Annotated in this window: 13 protein-coding genes and 1 riboswitch; of the genes, 10 read left to right on the forward strand and 3 right to left on the reverse strand. The window is 70.9% G+C overall.

Annotation, left to right across the window (positions count from 1 at the left end):
- Window positions 1-21 precede the first annotated feature (21 nt).
- The 6 genes from hrpA to ACQEVC_RS39655 all read left to right on the forward strand — a co-directional run bounded on the left by hrpA (window position 22) and on the right by ACQEVC_RS39655 (window position 10809).
- The gene (hrpA, locus tag ACQEVC_RS39630) at window positions 22-4131 is read left to right on the forward strand and encodes an ATP-dependent RNA helicase HrpA (RefSeq protein ID WP_432888705.1); all 4110 of its coding nucleotides are present in this window, start codon (window positions 22-24) and stop codon (window positions 4129-4131) included.
- A 108-nt stretch (window positions 4132-4239) separates the two neighbouring features.
- Window positions 4240-7686: a ThuA domain-containing protein gene (locus tag ACQEVC_RS39635; RefSeq protein ID WP_432888707.1), complete on the forward strand. Its 3447-nt coding sequence runs from the start codon at window positions 4240-4242 to the stop codon at window positions 7684-7686.
- 139 nt (window positions 7687-7825) lie between these two features.
- Window positions 7826-7916, forward strand: a riboswitch (SAM riboswitch).
- Between the two features lie 7 nt (window positions 7917-7923).
- On the forward strand, window positions 7924-8055 hold the full coding sequence (locus tag ACQEVC_RS39640; RefSeq protein WP_432888709.1) for a hypothetical protein: 132 nt from the start codon (window positions 7924-7926) through the stop codon (window positions 8053-8055).
- A gap of 158 nt (window positions 8056-8213) precedes the next feature.
- Complete coding sequence (locus tag ACQEVC_RS39645; RefSeq protein WP_432888711.1) at window positions 8214-9095, forward strand: ABC transporter substrate-binding protein; 882 nt, start codon at window positions 8214-8216, stop codon at window positions 9093-9095.
- Window positions 9096-9176: 81 nt separating this feature from the next.
- The gene (locus tag ACQEVC_RS39650) at window positions 9177-9971 is read left to right on the forward strand and encodes an amino acid ABC transporter permease (RefSeq protein WP_432888713.1); all 795 of its coding nucleotides are present in this window, start codon (window positions 9177-9179) and stop codon (window positions 9969-9971) included.
- Entirely contained in the window at window positions 9964-10809 is an 846-nt protein-coding gene (locus tag ACQEVC_RS39655) for an amino acid ABC transporter ATP-binding protein (protein WP_432888715.1), read from the forward strand. The genes ACQEVC_RS39650 and ACQEVC_RS39655 overlap by 8 nt, the downstream gene beginning before the upstream one ends.
- Before the next feature lie 62 nt (window positions 10810-10871).
- On the opposite strand, the gene ACQEVC_RS39660 is transcribed toward ACQEVC_RS39655, so the two are convergent.
- Window positions 10872-12077, reverse strand: a complete 1206-nt coding sequence (locus ACQEVC_RS39660) for a cytochrome P450 family protein (RefSeq protein ID WP_432888717.1) — start codon at window positions 12075-12077, stop codon at window positions 10872-10874.
- Between the two features lie 124 nt (window positions 12078-12201).
- Between ACQEVC_RS39660 and ACQEVC_RS39665 the strand changes: the two genes are divergently transcribed.
- From ACQEVC_RS39665 to ACQEVC_RS39675, 3 genes are all read left to right on the forward strand, one after another.
- Window positions 12202-12855 carry a CG0192-related protein gene (locus ACQEVC_RS39665; protein ID WP_432888719.1) on the forward strand — a complete coding sequence of 218 codons (654 nt, stop codon included), beginning with the start codon at window positions 12202-12204 and terminating at the stop codon, window positions 12853-12855.
- A gap of 490 nt (window positions 12856-13345) precedes the next feature.
- Entirely contained in the window at window positions 13346-13873 is a 528-nt protein-coding gene (locus tag ACQEVC_RS39670; RefSeq protein WP_432888721.1) for a MarR family winged helix-turn-helix transcriptional regulator, read from the forward strand.
- A 64-nt stretch (window positions 13874-13937) separates the two neighbouring features.
- Window positions 13938-14516, forward strand: coding sequence for an SgcJ/EcaC family oxidoreductase (locus tag ACQEVC_RS39675; RefSeq protein WP_432888723.1), 579 nt, complete (start codon window positions 13938-13940; stop codon window positions 14514-14516).
- 186 nt (window positions 14517-14702) lie between these two features.
- Here ACQEVC_RS39675 and ACQEVC_RS39680 read toward each other — a convergent pair whose 3' ends face one another.
- Complete coding sequence (locus ACQEVC_RS39680; RefSeq protein ID WP_432888725.1) at window positions 14703-15590, reverse strand: NAD(P)-dependent oxidoreductase; 888 nt, start codon at window positions 15588-15590, stop codon at window positions 14703-14705.
- 44 nt (window positions 15591-15634) lie between these two features.
- On the opposite strand from ACQEVC_RS39680, the gene ACQEVC_RS39685 reads away from it, so the two are divergent.
- Entirely contained in the window at window positions 15635-15976 is a 342-nt protein-coding gene (locus tag ACQEVC_RS39685) for a winged helix-turn-helix transcriptional regulator (protein WP_318401171.1), read from the forward strand.
- 291 nt (window positions 15977-16267) lie between these two features.
- On the opposite strand, the gene ACQEVC_RS39690 is transcribed toward ACQEVC_RS39685, so the two are convergent.
- Complete coding sequence (locus ACQEVC_RS39690; RefSeq protein WP_432891964.1) at window positions 16268-16474, reverse strand: DUF397 domain-containing protein; 207 nt, start codon at window positions 16472-16474, stop codon at window positions 16268-16270.
- Window positions 16475-16479 lie beyond the last annotated feature (5 nt).

The following is a 16479-nucleotide window of genomic DNA, read 5'->3' on the forward strand; positions in this document are numbered from 1 at the left end:
CTGCCTATTCTTGGCGACGACATGCAGACGCCACCGCCCGCCCCTGCCGTACCCGCCGCCGACCTTCCCGCGCTCCGGGCCCGGCTGCCGGAGTTGATGTTCCGCGACCAGCGCCGTATCCAGCGCCGGATGGAGGGGCTGGCCAAGATCCGTGATCTCGGGCGGCGGCAGGCGGCCACCGCCGAGATCGCCGCCGAGATCGGTACCGCGGAGCAGCGGCTCGCCCGCCGCCGGGCCGCCGTACCGGTGATCACCTATCCGGCCGGGCTGCCGGTCAGCGACCGCAAGGACGACCTGCTCGCCGCGATCCGGGACCACCAGGTGGTGATCGTGGCCGGCGAGACCGGCTCCGGCAAGACCACCCAGCTACCCAAGATCTGCCTGGAACTCGGTCGGGGCGTCCGGGGGCTGATCGGGCACACCCAGCCCCGCCGGCTGGCCGCGCGTACCGTGGCGGACCGGATCGCCGACGAGCTCGGCACCGAGCTGGGTGGGGTGGTCGGCTACAAGGTCCGCTTCACCGACCAGGTCGGCGACGGCACCCTGGTCAAGCTGATGACCGACGGCATCCTGCTCGCGGAGCTCCAGCAGGACCGGATGCTCCGGCAGTACGACACGCTGATCATCGACGAGGCGCACGAGCGCAGCCTCAACATCGACTTCATCCTCGGCTACCTCCGGCAACTCCTGCCGCGCCGGCCCGACCTGAAGGTGATCATCACCTCGGCGACCATCGACCCGGAGCGGTTCGCCCGGCACTTCGCCGCGGGCGGCGAGCCGGCGCCGGTGCTGGAGGTCTCCGGCCGGACCTATCCGGTCGAGACCCGCTACCGGCCGCTGGTCGAGCTGGGCGACAGCGAGGACCCGGACGACGACGGGGACACCGTACGGGACCAGATCCAGGCGATCGGCGACGCGGTGCAGGAGTTGGTCGCCGAGGGGCCCGGGGACGTCCTGGTCTTCCTCAGCGGCGAACGGGAGATCCGGGACACCGCCGACGCGCTGGGCAAACTGGTGCAGAATCGCCCCGCCCTGCGGGACACCGAGATCCTGCCGCTCTTCGCCCGACTCTCCACCGCCGAGCAGCACCGGGTCTTCCAGCCGCACCGGGGCCGCCGGGTCGTACTGGCCACCAACGTCGCCGAGACCTCGCTCACGGTCCCCGGCATCAAGTACGTGGTGGATCCGGGCACGGCCAGAATCTCCCGGTACAGCCACCGGCTCAAGGTGCAGCGGTTGCCGATCGAGCCGGTCTCCCAGGCGTCGGCCAACCAGCGCAAGGGGCGGTGCGGGCGTACCTCGGACGGGATCTGCATCCGGCTCTACGACGAGCCGGACTTCCTGTCCCGGCCCGAGTTCACCGACCCGGAGATCCTGCGTACCAATCTCGCCTCGGTCATCCTCCAGATGACCGCGATCGGGCTGGGCGACATCGCCGCGTTCCCGTTCATCGACCCGCCGGACAAGCGCAACATCGCCGACGGGGTCAACCTGCTGCGCGAGCTGGGCGCGCTGGAGGAGACCGGCGAGGAGACCGGGCACCGGCTCACCCCGCTGGGCCGCCGGCTGGCGCAGCTCCCGGTCGACCCCCGGCTGGCGCGGATGGTGCTGGAGGGCGAGCGCAACGGCTGCGCCACCGAGGTGTCGGTGATCGCGGCCGCGCTCTCCATCCAGGATCCCCGGGAGCGGCCGGCCGACAAGCAGGCCCAGGCCGACCAGGCGCACGCGCGGTTCACCGACAAGGAGTCGGACTTCGCCGCCCTGCTCAACCTCTGGCGATATCTGCAGGATCAGCAGCGCGCCCTGTCCTCCAGCGGGTTCCGCCGGATGTGCAAGGCCGAATACCTCAACTACCTGCGGGTCCGGGAGTGGCAGGACATCCACTCCCAGCTCCGCCAGGTATTGCGGACCACCGGCGGCGGGCCGCCCGACGGGCGCCCGGGGCGGGGCGGACGCGGTACCGGCGCGACCACCGACGGTGCCGCGACCGGCGGCCGCGCCGGGACCGACAGCGCCGGGACCGGACCGGGTACGCCGACCGCGACCGGCAGCGCCGGTGACCCCACGCCGGACGGGTTCGACAGCGACCGGATCCACCAGTCGCTGCTCGCCGGGCTGCTCTCGCACGTCGGGCTGAAGGAGGCGCAGAAGAACGAGTACCTGGGCGCCCGGGGGGCCAAGTTCGGCCTCTTCCCCGGCTCGGCGCTGTTCCGCAAGCCGCCGCGCTGGGTGATGGCCGCCGAGCTGGTCGAGACGTCCCGGCTCTGGGGCCGGGTCGCCGCCCGGATCGAGCCGGAGTGGGTCGAGGCGCTCGCCCAACACCTGGTGAAGCGCAGCTACAGCGAGCCGCACTGGGAGAAGAAGCAGGCTGCGGTGATGGCCTTCGAGAAGGTCACCCTCTACGGCATCCCGCTGGTCAGCAGCCGGAAAGTCAACTTCGGCCGGATCGACCCGGCGTTGAGCCGGGAACTGTTCATCCGGCACGCGCTGGTGGAGGGGGACTGGCAGACCCACCACCGGTTCTTCCACGACAACCGGGCCCTGCTCGACGAGGTCGAGGAGTTGGAGCACCGGGCCAGGCGCCGGGACATCCTGGTCGACGACGAGACGCTCTACGCCTTCTACGACCAGCGCATCCCCGCCGAGGTGGTCTCCGGCCGGCACTTCGACGCCTGGTGGAAGAAGACCCGCCGGGACCGGCCCGACCTGCTCACCTTCGATCGGCAGATGCTGGTCAACGAGGGCCGGGGCGGGGTCGACGCGGCGGACTACCCGGACGAGTGGCACTCGGACGGGGTGGCGCTGCCGTTGACGTACCGGTTCGAGCCGGGGACGGAGACGGACGGGGTGACGGTGGACATCCCGCTGCCGATGCTCAACCAGGTCGACGCGGAGAGCTTCGACTGGCTGGTACCGGGGGTGCGCGAGGAGCTTGTGGTGGCGCTGATCCGGTCGCTGCCGAAGGCCGTACGCCGGAACTTCGTCCCGGTGCCGGACTACGCCCGGGCCGTGCTGGCCACGATCACACCCGGCCGGGAGCCGCTGCTCGACGCGCTGACCCGGGAGCTGCGCCGGATGACCGGGGTGACCGTGCCGCGCGACGCCTGGGACACCGACCGGCTGCCGGCACACCTGCGCCCCACCTTCCGGGTGGTCGGCGAGGAGCGGCAGACCGTCGCCGAGGGCAAGGACCTGCCGGCGCTGCAACGGCAGCTCACCACCCAGGTACGCCGGATGGTGGCCGCCGCCGCGCCGGACGTCGAACGGTCGGGCCTGCGGGAGTGGAGCATCGGCACGCTGCCGCGCTCGATCGAGCAGGACCGGGCCGGCTACCTGGTCACCGCTTATCCGGCGCTGACCGACGAGGGCGACAGCGTCGGGGTACGGGTCTTCGAGACCGAGGCCGAGCAGAGTCGCCAGATGTGGGCCGGTACCCGACGGCTGCTCCGGCTGACCCTCGGCTCGCCGCAGAAGTTCGTCTCCGGGCGGCTCTCCAACGAGGCGAAGCTGGCGCTGAGCCGCAACCCGCACCGCAACGTGCAGGACCTGCTCGACGACGCCGCCGACGCGGCGGTGGACAAGCTGATCGCCGATGCCGGCGGACCGGCCTGGGACGCCGAGGGTTTCGCCGCGCTGCGCGACCGGGTCCGCGCGGAGCTGGTCGACACCACCGTCGAGGCCGTCGACCGGGTGCGCCGGGTGCTGGCCACCGCCTACGCCGTGGAGCAGCGGCTGGCCCGGACCAACAACCTGACGATGGTGGCGGCGCTGGCCGACATCCGCGCCCAGCTCTCCGGGCTGGTGCACCGGGGCTTCGTCACCGAGACCGGGTACGCCCGGCTGGCCGACCTGCCGCGCTATCTGACCGCGATCGAACGCCGTCTCGACCGGCTGCCGCAGAACCCGCAGCGGGACCGCGACCAGCAGGCCCGGATCGCCCAGGTGCAGCAGGAATACCGGGAGATGGTCGACGCGCTGCCGCCGGCCCGCCGGGGCGACGACGCGGTACGGCAGATCCGCTGGATGATCGAGGAACTCCGGGTGAACGTCTTCGCCCAGGCGCTCGGTACGCCGTACCCGATCTCGGAGCAGCGGATCTACCGGGCGATGGACGTGGCCGAGGCGGGCTGAGGCAAACAGTAAGGATAACTTCAAGATTGACGGGCCCGAATCGGCTCACGTAGGCTCACCAGGTCGGCGGCGGCATTTTTCCCGTTTCCTGAGTCCGGGAGCGCCCGTATGAGACGCCACCGCACGACCACCCTCGCCCTGCTCGCGATCGTGACCCTGCTGCTGGGCACGGCCCCCGTCCCCGCCTCGGCCGCGGCCCGGTTCCGGGTCCTGGTCTTCTCCAAGACCACGAACTACTACCACGACTCGATCCCGGCCGGCATCGCCGCGATCCAACGACTCGGCGCCGAGCACAACTTCGAGGTCGAGGCGACCACCGACGCCGCGGCGTTCACCGACGCCAACCTCGGCCGGTTCGACGTACTGGTCTTCAACAACACCAATTCCACCCCGGAGTCCGGCGACCTGCTCGACGCCGCACAGCGGGTCGCGTTGCAGAACTTCGTCCGGGCCGGCGGCGGCTGGGTCGGCCTGCACGCCGCCTCGGCCAGCGAACGCGACTGGGCCTGGTACGAGGGCCTGGTCGGCACCATCTTCGACTTCCATCCCGCCTTCTCCTCGACCGGCGGCACCTACCCGGGCCGGATCAAGGTGCTGGACGGGGCGCATCCGTCCACGAAGGACCTGCCGGAGCTGTGGGAGCGCGGCGAGGAGTGGTACAACTGGCGCACCAACCCGACCGGCCGGGTGCACACGCTCGCCCAGATCAAGGTCCGGGACGGCATCCCGGGGATGGACGAGGGGCACGACCACGCGTACTCGTGGTGCCAGAACTACGACGGCGGCCGCTCCTGGTTCACCGCCGGCGGGCACGCCAGCTCCGCCTTTGCCGAGCCGGCCTTCCTGGCCCACCTGCGCGGCGGCGTCGAGTGGGCGGCCGGGGCGGTCCCCGGCGACTGCGGGGCCACCCGGACCGGCAACTTCCAGCGGGTACCGCTGGTCAGCGCGGACCTGGCCGACCCGTTCGAGCTGGCCGTGGCGCCGGACCGGCGGGTCTTCTACATCCAGCGGACCGGCGCGGTCAAGGTGATCGACCAGGAGACGCTGGCCGTCCGCACGCTGATCGACTTCGCCTACAGCCCGACCCAGACCAGCCAGTCCGACGGGCTGCTCGGAATGACCCTGGACAACAACTTCGGCACCAACAACTGGATCTATCTGCTCTGGTCGGACAAGACCGCCAACCAGCTCAACCTGTCCCGGTTCACGGTCGCGGACGACGCGATCGCGATGAGCAGCGAGAAACGGTTGCTGACCATCCCCACCTACCGGGGCGAGGGGCGGGCCAACTCGCACATGGGCGGCTCGCTGACCATGGACCGGCACGGCAACCTCTACGCCGGGATCGGCGACAACACCGACCCCTTCGAGTCCAGCGGCTACACCCCGATCGACGAGCGGGCCGGCCGGCGGGCCTGGGACGCGCAGGCGACCGCCGGGAACACCAACGACCTGCGGGGCAAGATCCTGCGCATCACACCCCGCCCCGACGGCACGTACGCGGTGCCGAGCGGGAACCTCTTCGCCCCGGGTACCGCCCGGACCCGCGCCGAGATCTACGCGATGGGGATGCGCAACCCGTTCCGGATCACCGTCGACCCGCTGACCGACGCGCTGCTGGTCGCCGACTACGGGCCGGACGCCCGGGCCGCCGACCCGAACCGGGGTCCGGAGGGGACGGTCGAGTTCAACCGGATCACCAGCGCCGGCAACTACGGCTGGCCGTACTGCACCGGTGACAACGTGCCGTTCAACGACTACAACTTCGCCACCTCGACCCCGGGCCCGAAGTTCGACTGCGCCGCCCTGGTGAACAACTCCCCCAACAACACCGGGCTGAGCAACCTGCCGGCGGCCCGCTCGGCCCTGGTCTGGTACGCCTACTCCGCCTCGGCCCGCTTCCCCGAGCTGGGCACCGGCGGCGGTGGCCCGATGAGCGGCCCGGTCTACGACTTCGACCCGGCCAACCCCAGGCCGACGAAGTTCCCGGAGTACTACGAGGGCAAGTGGATCGTCTACGAACTGACCCGGCAGTGGTGGAAGACCCTGTCGACGCACGACACCGCGCAGACCTTCACCGACCCGAGGTTCGGGCCGACCCGGGTCGGCGACCTCCAGTCGATCAACGGGATCTTCGGCGACATGAGCTGGATCCAGCCCTTCGAGGCGGAGTTCGGCCCGGACGGCTCGCTCTACGTCATCGACTTCGGCGTGGGCAGCGGCAGTGGCCGGGGCGGCAGCAACGAGGGGGCCGGGATCTACCGGATCGACTACGTGGCGAACGGCCGCCCGCCGGTGGCGAAGCTGACCGTGGACCGGGACAACGGCCCGGGGCCGCTGACGGTCCGGTTCTCCAGCGCCGGCTCGGCCTCCGGCGACGGCTCGCCGATCACGTACGCCTGGGATCTCGACGGCGACGGTGACACCGACTCGACGGCGGCGAACCCGACGCACACGTACGCCGACCGGGGCCGGTTCACCGCCCGGCTGACGGTGAGCAGCACGGGCGGGCTCAGTTCGGTGGCGACCGTGCAGATCACGGTCGGCAACACCCGGCCGACGGTCGGGCTGAACGTGCCGAACGGCGGCTTCTTCGACTTCGGCGACCAGATCCCGTACGCGGTCACGGTCACCGACCCGGAGGAGAGCAGCGTCGACTGTGCCCGGGTGGTCACCCAGACCCAGCTCGGGCACGACAGCCACAGCCACCCGATGGACAACTACCTCGGCTGCTCCGGCATGCTCGGCACCGAGCCGGCCGGCGGGGACGGGCACGGGCCGGGCCAGAACCTCTACACGGTGCTGACCGCCCAGTACACCGACGGCGGCGGCCCCGGCGGGGTGCCGGCGCTGGTCGGTTCGGTCCGGCACGAGTTGCAGACCAAGAGCAAGGAGGCGGAGCACTTCGACGCCTCGAACGGGATCCAGGTGCTGGACCGGGCGACGGCCCGGGCCGGGCGGCGGGTCGGCGACATCGACCACGGCGAGTGGATCAGCTTCGGTCCGGTGAACCTGACCGGGATCGGCTCGGTCACCGCCGGGGTCAGCTCGGGCAGCAGCGGCGGCACCATCGAGTTCCGGGCCGGTTCGCCGACCGGGCAGTTGCTCGGCACGATGCCGGTCGGCAGCACCGGCGGCTGGGACAACGTCGTCTCCCCGACGGTCAACCTGGCCGACCCGGGCGGGACCTTCGCCCTCTATCTGGTCTTCGTCGACCCGGCGCAGACCGGTGGCACCCCCGACCTGCTCTCGCTGGACTGGTTGCGGTTCAACGGGGCGGGCGTGAAGCGGGAGACCGGTGGCAGCGTCTCGGTCGCCGCCACCCCGCGCACCGGGACCGCGCCGCTGTCGGTGGCGTTCACCGGTACGGCCACCGCGGCGGCCGGGCGGACGATCACCGACCGCGCCTGGGATTTCGGCGACAACACTCCGGTCGTGCACGGCGCGTCGGCGAGCCACCCGTACGCCCGGCCGGGCACCTACACCGCCCGGCTGACCGTCACCGACAGCGCCGGGGCGACCATGTCGAGTCACCTGACGATTACGGTCAGTTAGCGGACCACCGGATGGGCCGTGCGGCGGCGGCCCATCCGGCCCCGGAAGTCCCCCTCGGCGGTGCCAGGTGGCGAGCACCACAGCCGTCCCGGCCCTGACCAGTTGGAACGTCGGGGCCCCGGTTGAGTAGGCTGATCACCGGCCATCCAGAGCGACCGAGAGACCTGGCTCGTCGACGTCGCAGCAACCCCCCACGCGGGTGCGGGTGCTACCGCCAGGACCGATGGAGGTTTCGTAGTGCGCAGCATCCGAGCCGGGCGGGCGAGCCGGCTGCATGTCACCTGGCACCGGTGGCGTCGACACGTCGACCTCTGCCGGACCAGCACCATGCTCTGTCGGGCCACGGCGCTCTGTCGGGCCACGGCCTGACCTGTCGGGCCCCGGCCTGACCGCGACCGCCGGTCGGCGGATCTCCGACCATCTCGTCAGCATCCCCTGAGCGACGCCGTCCCGTACTGCCCGTGACCTGACCGGTCGGGGCAGTTGTCGGCCCGTCGTCGCCGGATATTTCGTGGAGTTTCAGCACAATGCGCATCAACGCTCTCGCCACCCGTCTCCTCTCCGGAGTCGCCGCCGTCGCGCTGTTCGGCGCGGTCGCCGCGTGCGGCGGCTCCTCCTCCGGCGACGCCGCCGACAACCCGTACGACCTGCTGCAACCCGGCACCCTGCGGGTCGGCACCCTGACCGACGCCCCGCCGAACGTCTATCTGAAGGACGGGAAGTTCACCGGCTTCGACAACGACCTGATGACCGCCGTCGCCGGCAGGCTGGGCCTCAAGGTGGAGTTCGTCGGCACCGAGTTCTCCGCGCTGCTCGCCCAGGTCAACAACCACAAGTTCGACGCCGGCTCGTCGTCGATCACCATCACCGAGGCGCGGAAGAAGACCGTCGACTTCACCAACGGGTACGACTTCGGCTACTTCGGACTCGACGTACCGGCCGGCTCGCCGATCAGGAGCTTCGGCGAGCTGAAGGGCAAGCGGGTGGTCGTGGTGCAGGGCACCGTGCAGGACGACTACGCCACCAAGGAGGGCCTGGACCCGGTCCGGGTACCCGACTACAACGGCGCGATCAACCAGCTCAAGGCGAAAACCGCCGACGCCTGGATCGCGCCCGCCGAGATCGGCGAGAAGTCCGCGCAGGAGAGTGGCGGCAAGATCGTACTGGCCGAGAAGCAGCTCAGCTCGGCGCCGACCGCGTTCGCGGTGGCCAAGGGCGCCGACCCGCTGCGCGAGGCGCTGGACTCCGCGCTCGACCAGGTGATCGAGGACGGCACCTGGACCCGCCTCCAGGAGCAGTACTACCCGGGGCGGCCGGTGCCGGCCAGCTTCAAGCCGGGCAGCGGCACGGTGACGTACCCGCCGGTCAAGGCCGGTCCGACGAGCCCGGCCGCCACCCCGGCGAGCTGACCCGGCCCGCACCGCAGACAGCCGTCGGCCGACCGCACCGCGCGGCCGGCCGGCGGCTCCGGACCCGAGACAGGTGAGGCCATGGAGACCCTGGCGACGTTGTGGGAGACCTTCTTCGACCTGGAGTCGATGCGCGAGGCGCTGCCCGAGATGCTGACGGTCGGGCTGCCCAACACGCTGCTGCTGGCGCTGCTCTCCGCCATCCTGGGGACGCTGCTCGGCATGCTGCTGGCGATGGCCGGGCTGGCCCGGACCCGCTGGCTCCGCTGGCCGGCCCGGATCTACACCGACGTGTTCCGGGGGCTGCCGGCCGCCGTCACCATCCTGCTGATCGGGGTCGGGCTGGCGCCGCTCGGGCTCGCCTGGTGGGGCCCCAACCCGTATCCGCTGGGCATCCTGGCGCTGTCGCTGATCGCGGCGGCGTACATCGGGGAGATCTTCCGGTCCGGCATCCAGAGCGTGGAGGCCAGCCAACTGGAGGCGACCCGGGCCCTGGGCCTGTCGCACGGCGCCGCCATGCGCCTGGTGATCATCCCGCAGGGCGTACGCCGGGTCCTGCCGGCCTGGGTCAACCAGCTCATCGCACTGATCAAGGACTCCAGCCTGGTCTACTTCCTCGGCCTGGTGGCCAGCCAGCGGGAACTGTTCCGGATCGGCCAGGACTACGCGGCGAACACCGGCAACGAGTCCGCGTTGCTGCTCGCCGGGCTGTTCTACCTGGTCATCACCGTGCCGCTCACCCACCTGGTGAACTGGGTCGACCGGCGGCTGCGCGACGGCCGGGCCGGTGGCCCGGAATCCGACTCCGACGATCCGGTGGCGCTGGCCGGCGAGACCGCGCTACCGACCGGTGGAAGGGAAACCCGGCATGCCTGAGTCTCTCCGTCCGACCGCATCCGTCCGGTCGGCGTCGGCCGTCGAGGCCACACCGCCCGCCGGTTCGGCGGCTCCGGCCGGCTCGACCGGGGACGGGACCGGTCCCGGGTACGAGTCGGTGAGCGTCGCGACCCGGGACGTACACCTCTCGTTCGGCCGGCACCACGTGCTGCGCGGCATCGACCTGGAGGTCGGCCGGGGCGAGACCGCCTGCGTCATCGGCCCGTCCGGATCCGGGAAGTCCACCCTGCTGCGGGTCGTCAACCGGCTGCTGGAGCCGGACCGGGGCGACGTACTGCTGGACGGCGTGAGCGTGCTCGACCAGGACCCGGACGCGCTGCGCCAGCGGATCGGCATGGTCTTCCAGCAGTTCAACCTCTTCCCGCACATGACGGTGCTGCGCAACGTCACGCTCGCGCTCCGGCAGCTCAAGCGGCTCTCCCGGGACGAGGCCACCGAGCTGGCGCTGCGCCAGCTCGACCTGGTCGGACTGCGACACAAGGCCGACGTCCGACCCGGCCGGCTCTCCGGCGGCCAGCAGCAGCGGGTGGCCATCGCCCGGGCACTGGCGATGTCCCCCCGGGTGATGCTCTTCGACGAGGCGACCTCGGCCCTCGACCCCGAACTCGTCAAGGGCGTGCTCTCGCTGATGGCGGAGCTGGCCGACCAGGGCATGACGATGCTGGTCGTCACCCACGAGATGGGCTTCGCCCGGCAGGTCGCCGACCAGGTCGTCTTCCTCGACCGGGGCCGGGTGGTCGAGGCCGGCCCGCCCGCGCAGCTCTTCGAGGATCCGCGGAGCGCTCGGCTCGGGCAGTTCCTCTCCCAGGTGCTGTGACCCGGTCAGGCCGCGCGCCCTGACCAGAAGGACCCGGTCACAGCCTGGCCGAACGGACCCGGTCAGCCGCGCGGCCTGACCGGCAGCCCGGAGAGGCCACGGAGCAGCAGGCTGGACCGCCAGCCGATCTCCTCCGGCGGCACCGCCAGGCGCATGTCGGGAAACCGGCGGGCCAGCGCGCCGAAGGCGATCTGCCCCTCCAGCCGGGCCAGCGGTGCGCCGAGGCAGTAGTGGATGCCGTGCCCGAAGGCGAGGTTGGGGGTGGGTGGCCGGTCCAGGTCCAACCGGTCCGGCTCGGGGAACCGGTCCGGATCCCGGTTCGCCGACAGCAGGGCCACCAGCACCGACGCGCCCTCGGGGATGGTCCGGCCGCCCAGCTCGACCGGTTCCGTCGCGGTCCGGAACGAGGCGTTCTGCACCGGGCCCTCGTAGCGCAACACCTCCTCGATCGTCCCGGGCAGCAGCTCCGGCTCGGCCACCACCCGGGCCCACCGCTGCGGCTCGGCCAACAGCAACAGCATGCCGTTGCCGATCAGGTTGACCGTGGTCTCGTGCCCGGCGATCAGGAACAGGTAGACCATCGAGACGAGTTCGTCGTCGGTGAGCCGGTCGCCCTGCTCGTGTACCGCGATCAGCGCGGAGAGCAGGTCGCCGGCCGGCCGCTCGCGCTTGGCCGCCAGCAGCGTACGGATGTAACCGACGATCGCGGTCAGCGCGGGCGGCAGCCCGGCCGGATTCATCGGGCCGGTGACGATCGCGTCCGTCCAGCTCCGGAAGTCGGCCTGGTCCTCGGCCGGTACCCCGAGCAGCTCGCAGATCACCTGGATCGGCAGCGGAAAGGCGAAGCGGTCGATCAGGTCCACCTGCTCGGCGTCGGCGATGCCGTCGAGCAACTGCTCGGCCAGTTCCTCGATGCGGGGGCGCAGCGCGGCCACCCGACGTGCGGTGAACGCGCCGGAGACCAGCCGACGCAGCCGGGTGTGGTCGGGCGGGTTCTGCGCCAGCATGTGCCGGCCCACCGCCCGGGCCACGTCGTCCGGAACCATTCCCCGATAGCTGAACCCGCCCGCCGAGGTGGTCTTGGCCAGCCTCGGGTCGCTCAGGGCCCGCTGGGCGTCCTCGTAGCGGGTGACGACCCACGCGGTGGCGCCGGTCGGCAGCGCGACCTCCACGACCGGGCTGTCCCGGCGCAGCTCGGCGAGCACCCGGTGCAGGTCGGCGGTGGACCCGAAGGGATTGGCAACGGCGGTCGACATCGGCTCCCCCATCCGACGAGTGGACGCCCGGCAGCCGGAGCGTGTCCGGGCTGCCTCCTATGCTGCCACCGTCGGCGCCGTGCAGAGGGCCCCGCCGCCGGCCAATCTCCGGCCCGAGCGGGTTACGATCTTGTGCATGGCGCTGCTGCACCGGGCCCAACTGCATCCCGGCAAACTCGAACTCCTGGCGGACTGGCTGCCCGGCCGGCGCTGGTACCAAGGGTCGGCCCCCGCCCACGTCGTCCGCGTCGCGAGCTTCCGGTTCGACGACCCGGACGGAGCGGTCGGGATCGAGACCATGCTCGTCAGGTCCGGTGACGGGCCGGTGCACCAGGTTCCGCTGAGCTACCGCGCCGGATCCCTGCCCGGCGGCGACGACTGGCTGATCGGTACCACCGAGCACTCGGTGCTCGGCCGCCGCTGGGTGTACGACGCCTGCGGCGACCCGGTCTATGCCAGCGCACTGGCCGGCGCGATCGTCACCGGCAGCGGTCAGGCGGAGGAGTTCTTCGAGGTCGACGGGGTACGCGAGTTCCGCGAGCCGAGCATGACCGTGACCGGCAGCGGCACCCCTGGCAGCACCGTGCCGTCGGTACACGTCATCCGTCGGGTGGTCGAGGACGACGGGCGCACGACCATCGTCACGGACGCCGTGGAACTCGCCGTCGCCCGCCGTCCCGGAGCCGGGGACGACGGGCTGACCGGCGGCACGCCGATCGGCGGCACACTGACCGCCACCTGGCCCGGCCAGCCGACCCCACTGCCACTGGCCTACACCGTCCCGCGCTGAGCCCGGACTCGCCGCCGGATACGGTGACCTGGACTTGGCCCGCAGCCATGAACAAGCCCGCGTGACCGGATGAGGAGAGGACTGTGCGGGCCGCTCGACGTCAAGTGGCCCGACCGGTCCGGATCGGACAGGCTCGTCGGCCTGTTACCACCGCACCCCCAGCTCGCCATTCGTGCCTTGACATCCGTCCTCCTTCGGTTCGGGCCAGCCGCTCGCTTCCAGTGCGGACGACCTCTGTACGTCCGCGCAAGCTGCCCAGCTATTTATACGCATCCCTGCCTTTCGCCGACCTTTCAGCGCTCTTACACCAAGATCACCGGAATTATCCTTGCCGAGACGTCCTCTCCGCGATCGGCGCGGTCGACTGTCGGCGACGTGTCACCGGCGTGCACGACACTTCCGCTGGTACGCCGGGCCGTGCTGGTTGTCGGTCCTTTGATCGTTACGGTCGAGGCGATGGCCATGGGGCCGGAGTCGGAAGGGGTGGACGGTGGAGGGCCGGGATGAGCTGATCGGTGGGTTGGTGGAGGAGATGCCGCGCTACATCTCCGCCGCGGTGCGATTTCAGGTTGCGGTCGCTCATCAGCTCGACATGTCGGTTTCCGATGTGCACGGGCTGGCCGCACTGTTGGAGACCGGACCGGCCGGGGTCAGGCGGCTGGCCGATCTGATGGGAATGACCACGAGTGCGGTGACCCGGCTCGTGGACCGGCTCGAACGTGGCGGATACGTGCGGCGGGAGCCGGACCCGGCGGACCGTCGGCGGGTCGTGATCCATGTGGTTCCGGAGCAGGTCGCGCGGGTCGCCGGGTACTACGAGCGGCTGAACGTCCGCTGGCAGCGGCAGATCAGCCAGTACTCCGACGCCGAGTTGCGGTTCCTGCTCGAGTTCCTGCGGCAGGGCCGCCGGGATGCCGGTGCCGAGACCGTCAACCTGCGGGCCGGGGGCCGGCAGCACGCCACCCGGGGGCGCCGGGCCCTGCGACCGCCCTCTGACGAGTCTCCCGGAGGGCGCTAGGGGAGCACCCTGATCTACCCCGGATAGCTGCTGTAAGAACTTGCTGCTTGCAGCAGCGAATCGCTTGACTGAGCGGCAGACGGCAGAAGCCGTCGCTACTTGTCAATGGAGGTGGACAGTCATGCACGTACGACGCTTCCGGTTCGGTCAGTTCGTCGTCGCGTCGGTCATCGCCGTGGCCGCGTTGGCCGCCTGTGGCTCGGACAACAACGGAGACCGGGACAGGTCTGCGCCACCGTCTGCGAGTGTCGGCGCGGGAGCGGCGTCCGGAGCCGACGAGACCGAGGTTCGGGGACTGCTCGACAAGATCAACGAGGCGTGGGCGCGGGGTGACGCCGCGGCGTACGCCTCGTACCACACCGACGACGCCGATCTGATCGACTTTCGCGGCATCCATGCTGCCGGCCGGCCGGCGATCGTCGACCTGCTGCAGCCCGCGTTCGACGGTGTGTTGAAGAACAGCAAGGTCGAAGCGCGGATCGTCGACCTGCGCTTCCTCTCCGCCGATGTCGCGATCTTCCACACCAGGGGCAAGATCGTTCCAATGGGCGAGGATTCCATCCAGACCTTCGTGGCCACCAAAGGCCCCGACGGCTGGCTGATCGCGGCCTTCCAGAACACCCGTGTCCAGGCCGGCGAGTAGGGGTGTGCCGTGAATCGAAGCTGGTCTGCCAGGTCGAACGGCGCCGTCGCCGTCAGGTGTCCACGAGATCTCCGGTTTCGGTTCTGCTCGCCGAACCTCTACCGGAGACCTCGCCACACCCCGGCCTCCCACGCCCGAAAGATCCTCGCGCCAGTTCAGGCGCCGGCACCGACTTCGGCACCCGCCTCAGCGGCGACCGAGGAGTTCGGCGACCCGGAGAAAGCCGTCCGTGCCGTGGCCCAGCCCGATCACCCGGCGGGCCAGGCCCTCGACCGCCCGCATCACGCTGGCGTCGATTCCGTGCGCCTCCGAGGTGTGCACGACGTGCGCCATGGTCGAGGCCGCCGACGTGATCGGATTGTCCTCGCCGGAGTAGCTGCCGTCCGCCACCTGCGCCGCCGTACCCTCGAAGATCGCCGGCAGGATCGCGCCGATGCCCACAGCGAAGGGCGCCAGTTCCCGGGCGTTGATCCCCTCCGCCCGGGCCACCGCCACCGCGTGGGCCCAACCCGCCATCGAGGTCCAGAAGATGTCCAGCAGGGCGATGTCGTACGCCGCCGCCCGGCCGATCTCGTCGCCGACGTGGGTGTGGGTGCCGCCCAGCCGCTCCAGTGCCGGCCGGTGCCGCTGGTAGAGATCGCTCGGACCACTGTGGATGAAGACCCCGTGCGGAGTGCCGATGGTGGTGGTCGGCGTCATGATCGCACCGTCCAGGTAGCCGATGCCGTGCTCGGCGGCCCAGGCCGCGACGTCCCGGGCCCGGCCGGGAGTGTCCGCGCTGAGGTTCGCCACCGTACGACCCTTGAGCGCGTCGGCGACGGCGTCGGTCCGGAGGATGGCGTCCACCGCGTCGTTGTTCACCACGCAGACCACCGTCAGGTCGCTCGCGGCGACCGCCTCCGCCGCCGAGCCGGCGCCGACCGCGCCCCGCTCGACCAGCGCGGTTCCCCGGCCGGGAGTCCGGTTCCAGACCGTGGTCGGCAGGCCGGCGTCCAGGAACGCGCCGGCCAGGGCCCGGCCCATCGGTCCGAGACCGAGTACCGTGACAGCGGACTGTTCGAGGTGTGAGGACATACCTGTACTCCTGAATAGTGTGAACTGGGGTAAAGAGGACGCAGATGACACGCAGTCGTGCCCGGGACCTGAACGTCTGCGGAGTGACCGCCGCGATCGCCGTGATCGACGGCAAGTGGAAGACTTCGCTGCTCTGGCTGCTGGAATCCGGCCCGCACCGCCCCGCCGAACTGCGCCGGCGGCTGCCGGGCCTCACCGAGAAGGTGCTGACCCAGGCGCTACGCGAGATGGAGAGCGACGGGCTGGTGCACCGCGAGGTGCACGACGTACTGCCGCTGAAGACCGTCTATTCGCTGACCCCGTTCGGCCGCGACCTCGCCGAGGCGTTGGCGCCGCTCTCCGACTGGGGGCACCGCCGTTTGGACGGGCTGCACGCCGCCCAGTGAACCTTTTCAACCTCGCCTTGCGGTGCGGTGGACCGCAAGGTCGGACGCGGTGCGCGAGCGCCGCGCGGTTCAGGTTGAAAAAGGTTCAGTCGTCGGCCTCCTGACACACCGCCGACCTCCCGTCGATCCGGATCCCGGCGGCCGTCCGACCGCCCACGACCAGAGTCGTCCGGCAGTGCCGGACCGACAAGTACGCACAAAAAAGTGGCTATCGCCAGCGGTGTGCGGTGCATGGCTCGGCGGCCCCTCCTACGTGGTTCGGAAGGGCCGCCGATTCGCGCCCGGTATGGGTTACGCCGGATGCGTCCCGTCCTTCAGCGACGTCGTGAAGGTCGCCCAGGCAGCCGATCGGAACGCCAGCACAGGACCACTCCGGTCCTTGCTGTCCCGCACCGCGACAACAGCCCCAAGGTTGTCGGCAACCTCGACACAATTACCGTTGGCTCCCGAACGACTGCTCGTACGCCACCCGGCATCGGTCGGATCGAAGTCGTACATCTTCT

Origin of the sequence: Plantactinospora sp. CA-294935 (assembly GCF_050936445.1) — a bacterium.
GTDB lineage: Bacteria > Actinomycetota > Actinomycetes > Mycobacteriales > Micromonosporaceae > Plantactinospora.

Bases quoted from the DNA above. Each gene is read 5' to 3' on its own strand.
- ACQEVC_RS39690 (WP_432891964.1), bottom strand. From the start codon at position 16,474: ATGTACGACTTCGATCCGACCGATGCCGGGTGGCGTACGAGCAGTCGT.
- ACQEVC_RS39635 (WP_432888707.1), top strand. From the start codon at position 4,240: ATGAGACGCCACCGCACGACCACCCTCGCCCTGCTCGCGATCGTGACC.
- ACQEVC_RS39665 (WP_432888719.1), top strand. From the start codon at position 12,202: ATGGCGCTGCTGCACCGGGCCCAACTGCATCCCGGCAAACTCGAACTC.
- hrpA (WP_432888705.1), top strand. From the start codon at position 22: ATGCAGACGCCACCGCCCGCCCCTGCCGTACCCGCCGCCGACCTTCCC.
- ACQEVC_RS39655 (WP_432888715.1), top strand. From the start codon at position 9,964: ATGCCTGAGTCTCTCCGTCCGACCGCATCCGTCCGGTCGGCGTCGGCC.
- ACQEVC_RS39685 (WP_318401171.1), top strand. From the start codon at position 15,635: ATGACACGCAGTCGTGCCCGGGACCTGAACGTCTGCGGAGTGACCGCC.
- ACQEVC_RS39660 (WP_432888717.1), bottom strand. From the start codon at position 12,077: ATGGGGGAGCCGATGTCGACCGCCGTTGCCAATCCCTTCGGGTCCACC.
- ACQEVC_RS39680 (WP_432888725.1), bottom strand. From the start codon at position 15,590: ATGTCCTCACACCTCGAACAGTCCGCTGTCACGGTACTCGGTCTCGGA.
- ACQEVC_RS39650 (WP_432888713.1), top strand. From the start codon at position 9,177: ATGGAGACCCTGGCGACGTTGTGGGAGACCTTCTTCGACCTGGAGTCG.
- ACQEVC_RS39645 (WP_432888711.1), top strand. From the start codon at position 8,214: ATGCGCATCAACGCTCTCGCCACCCGTCTCCTCTCCGGAGTCGCCGCC.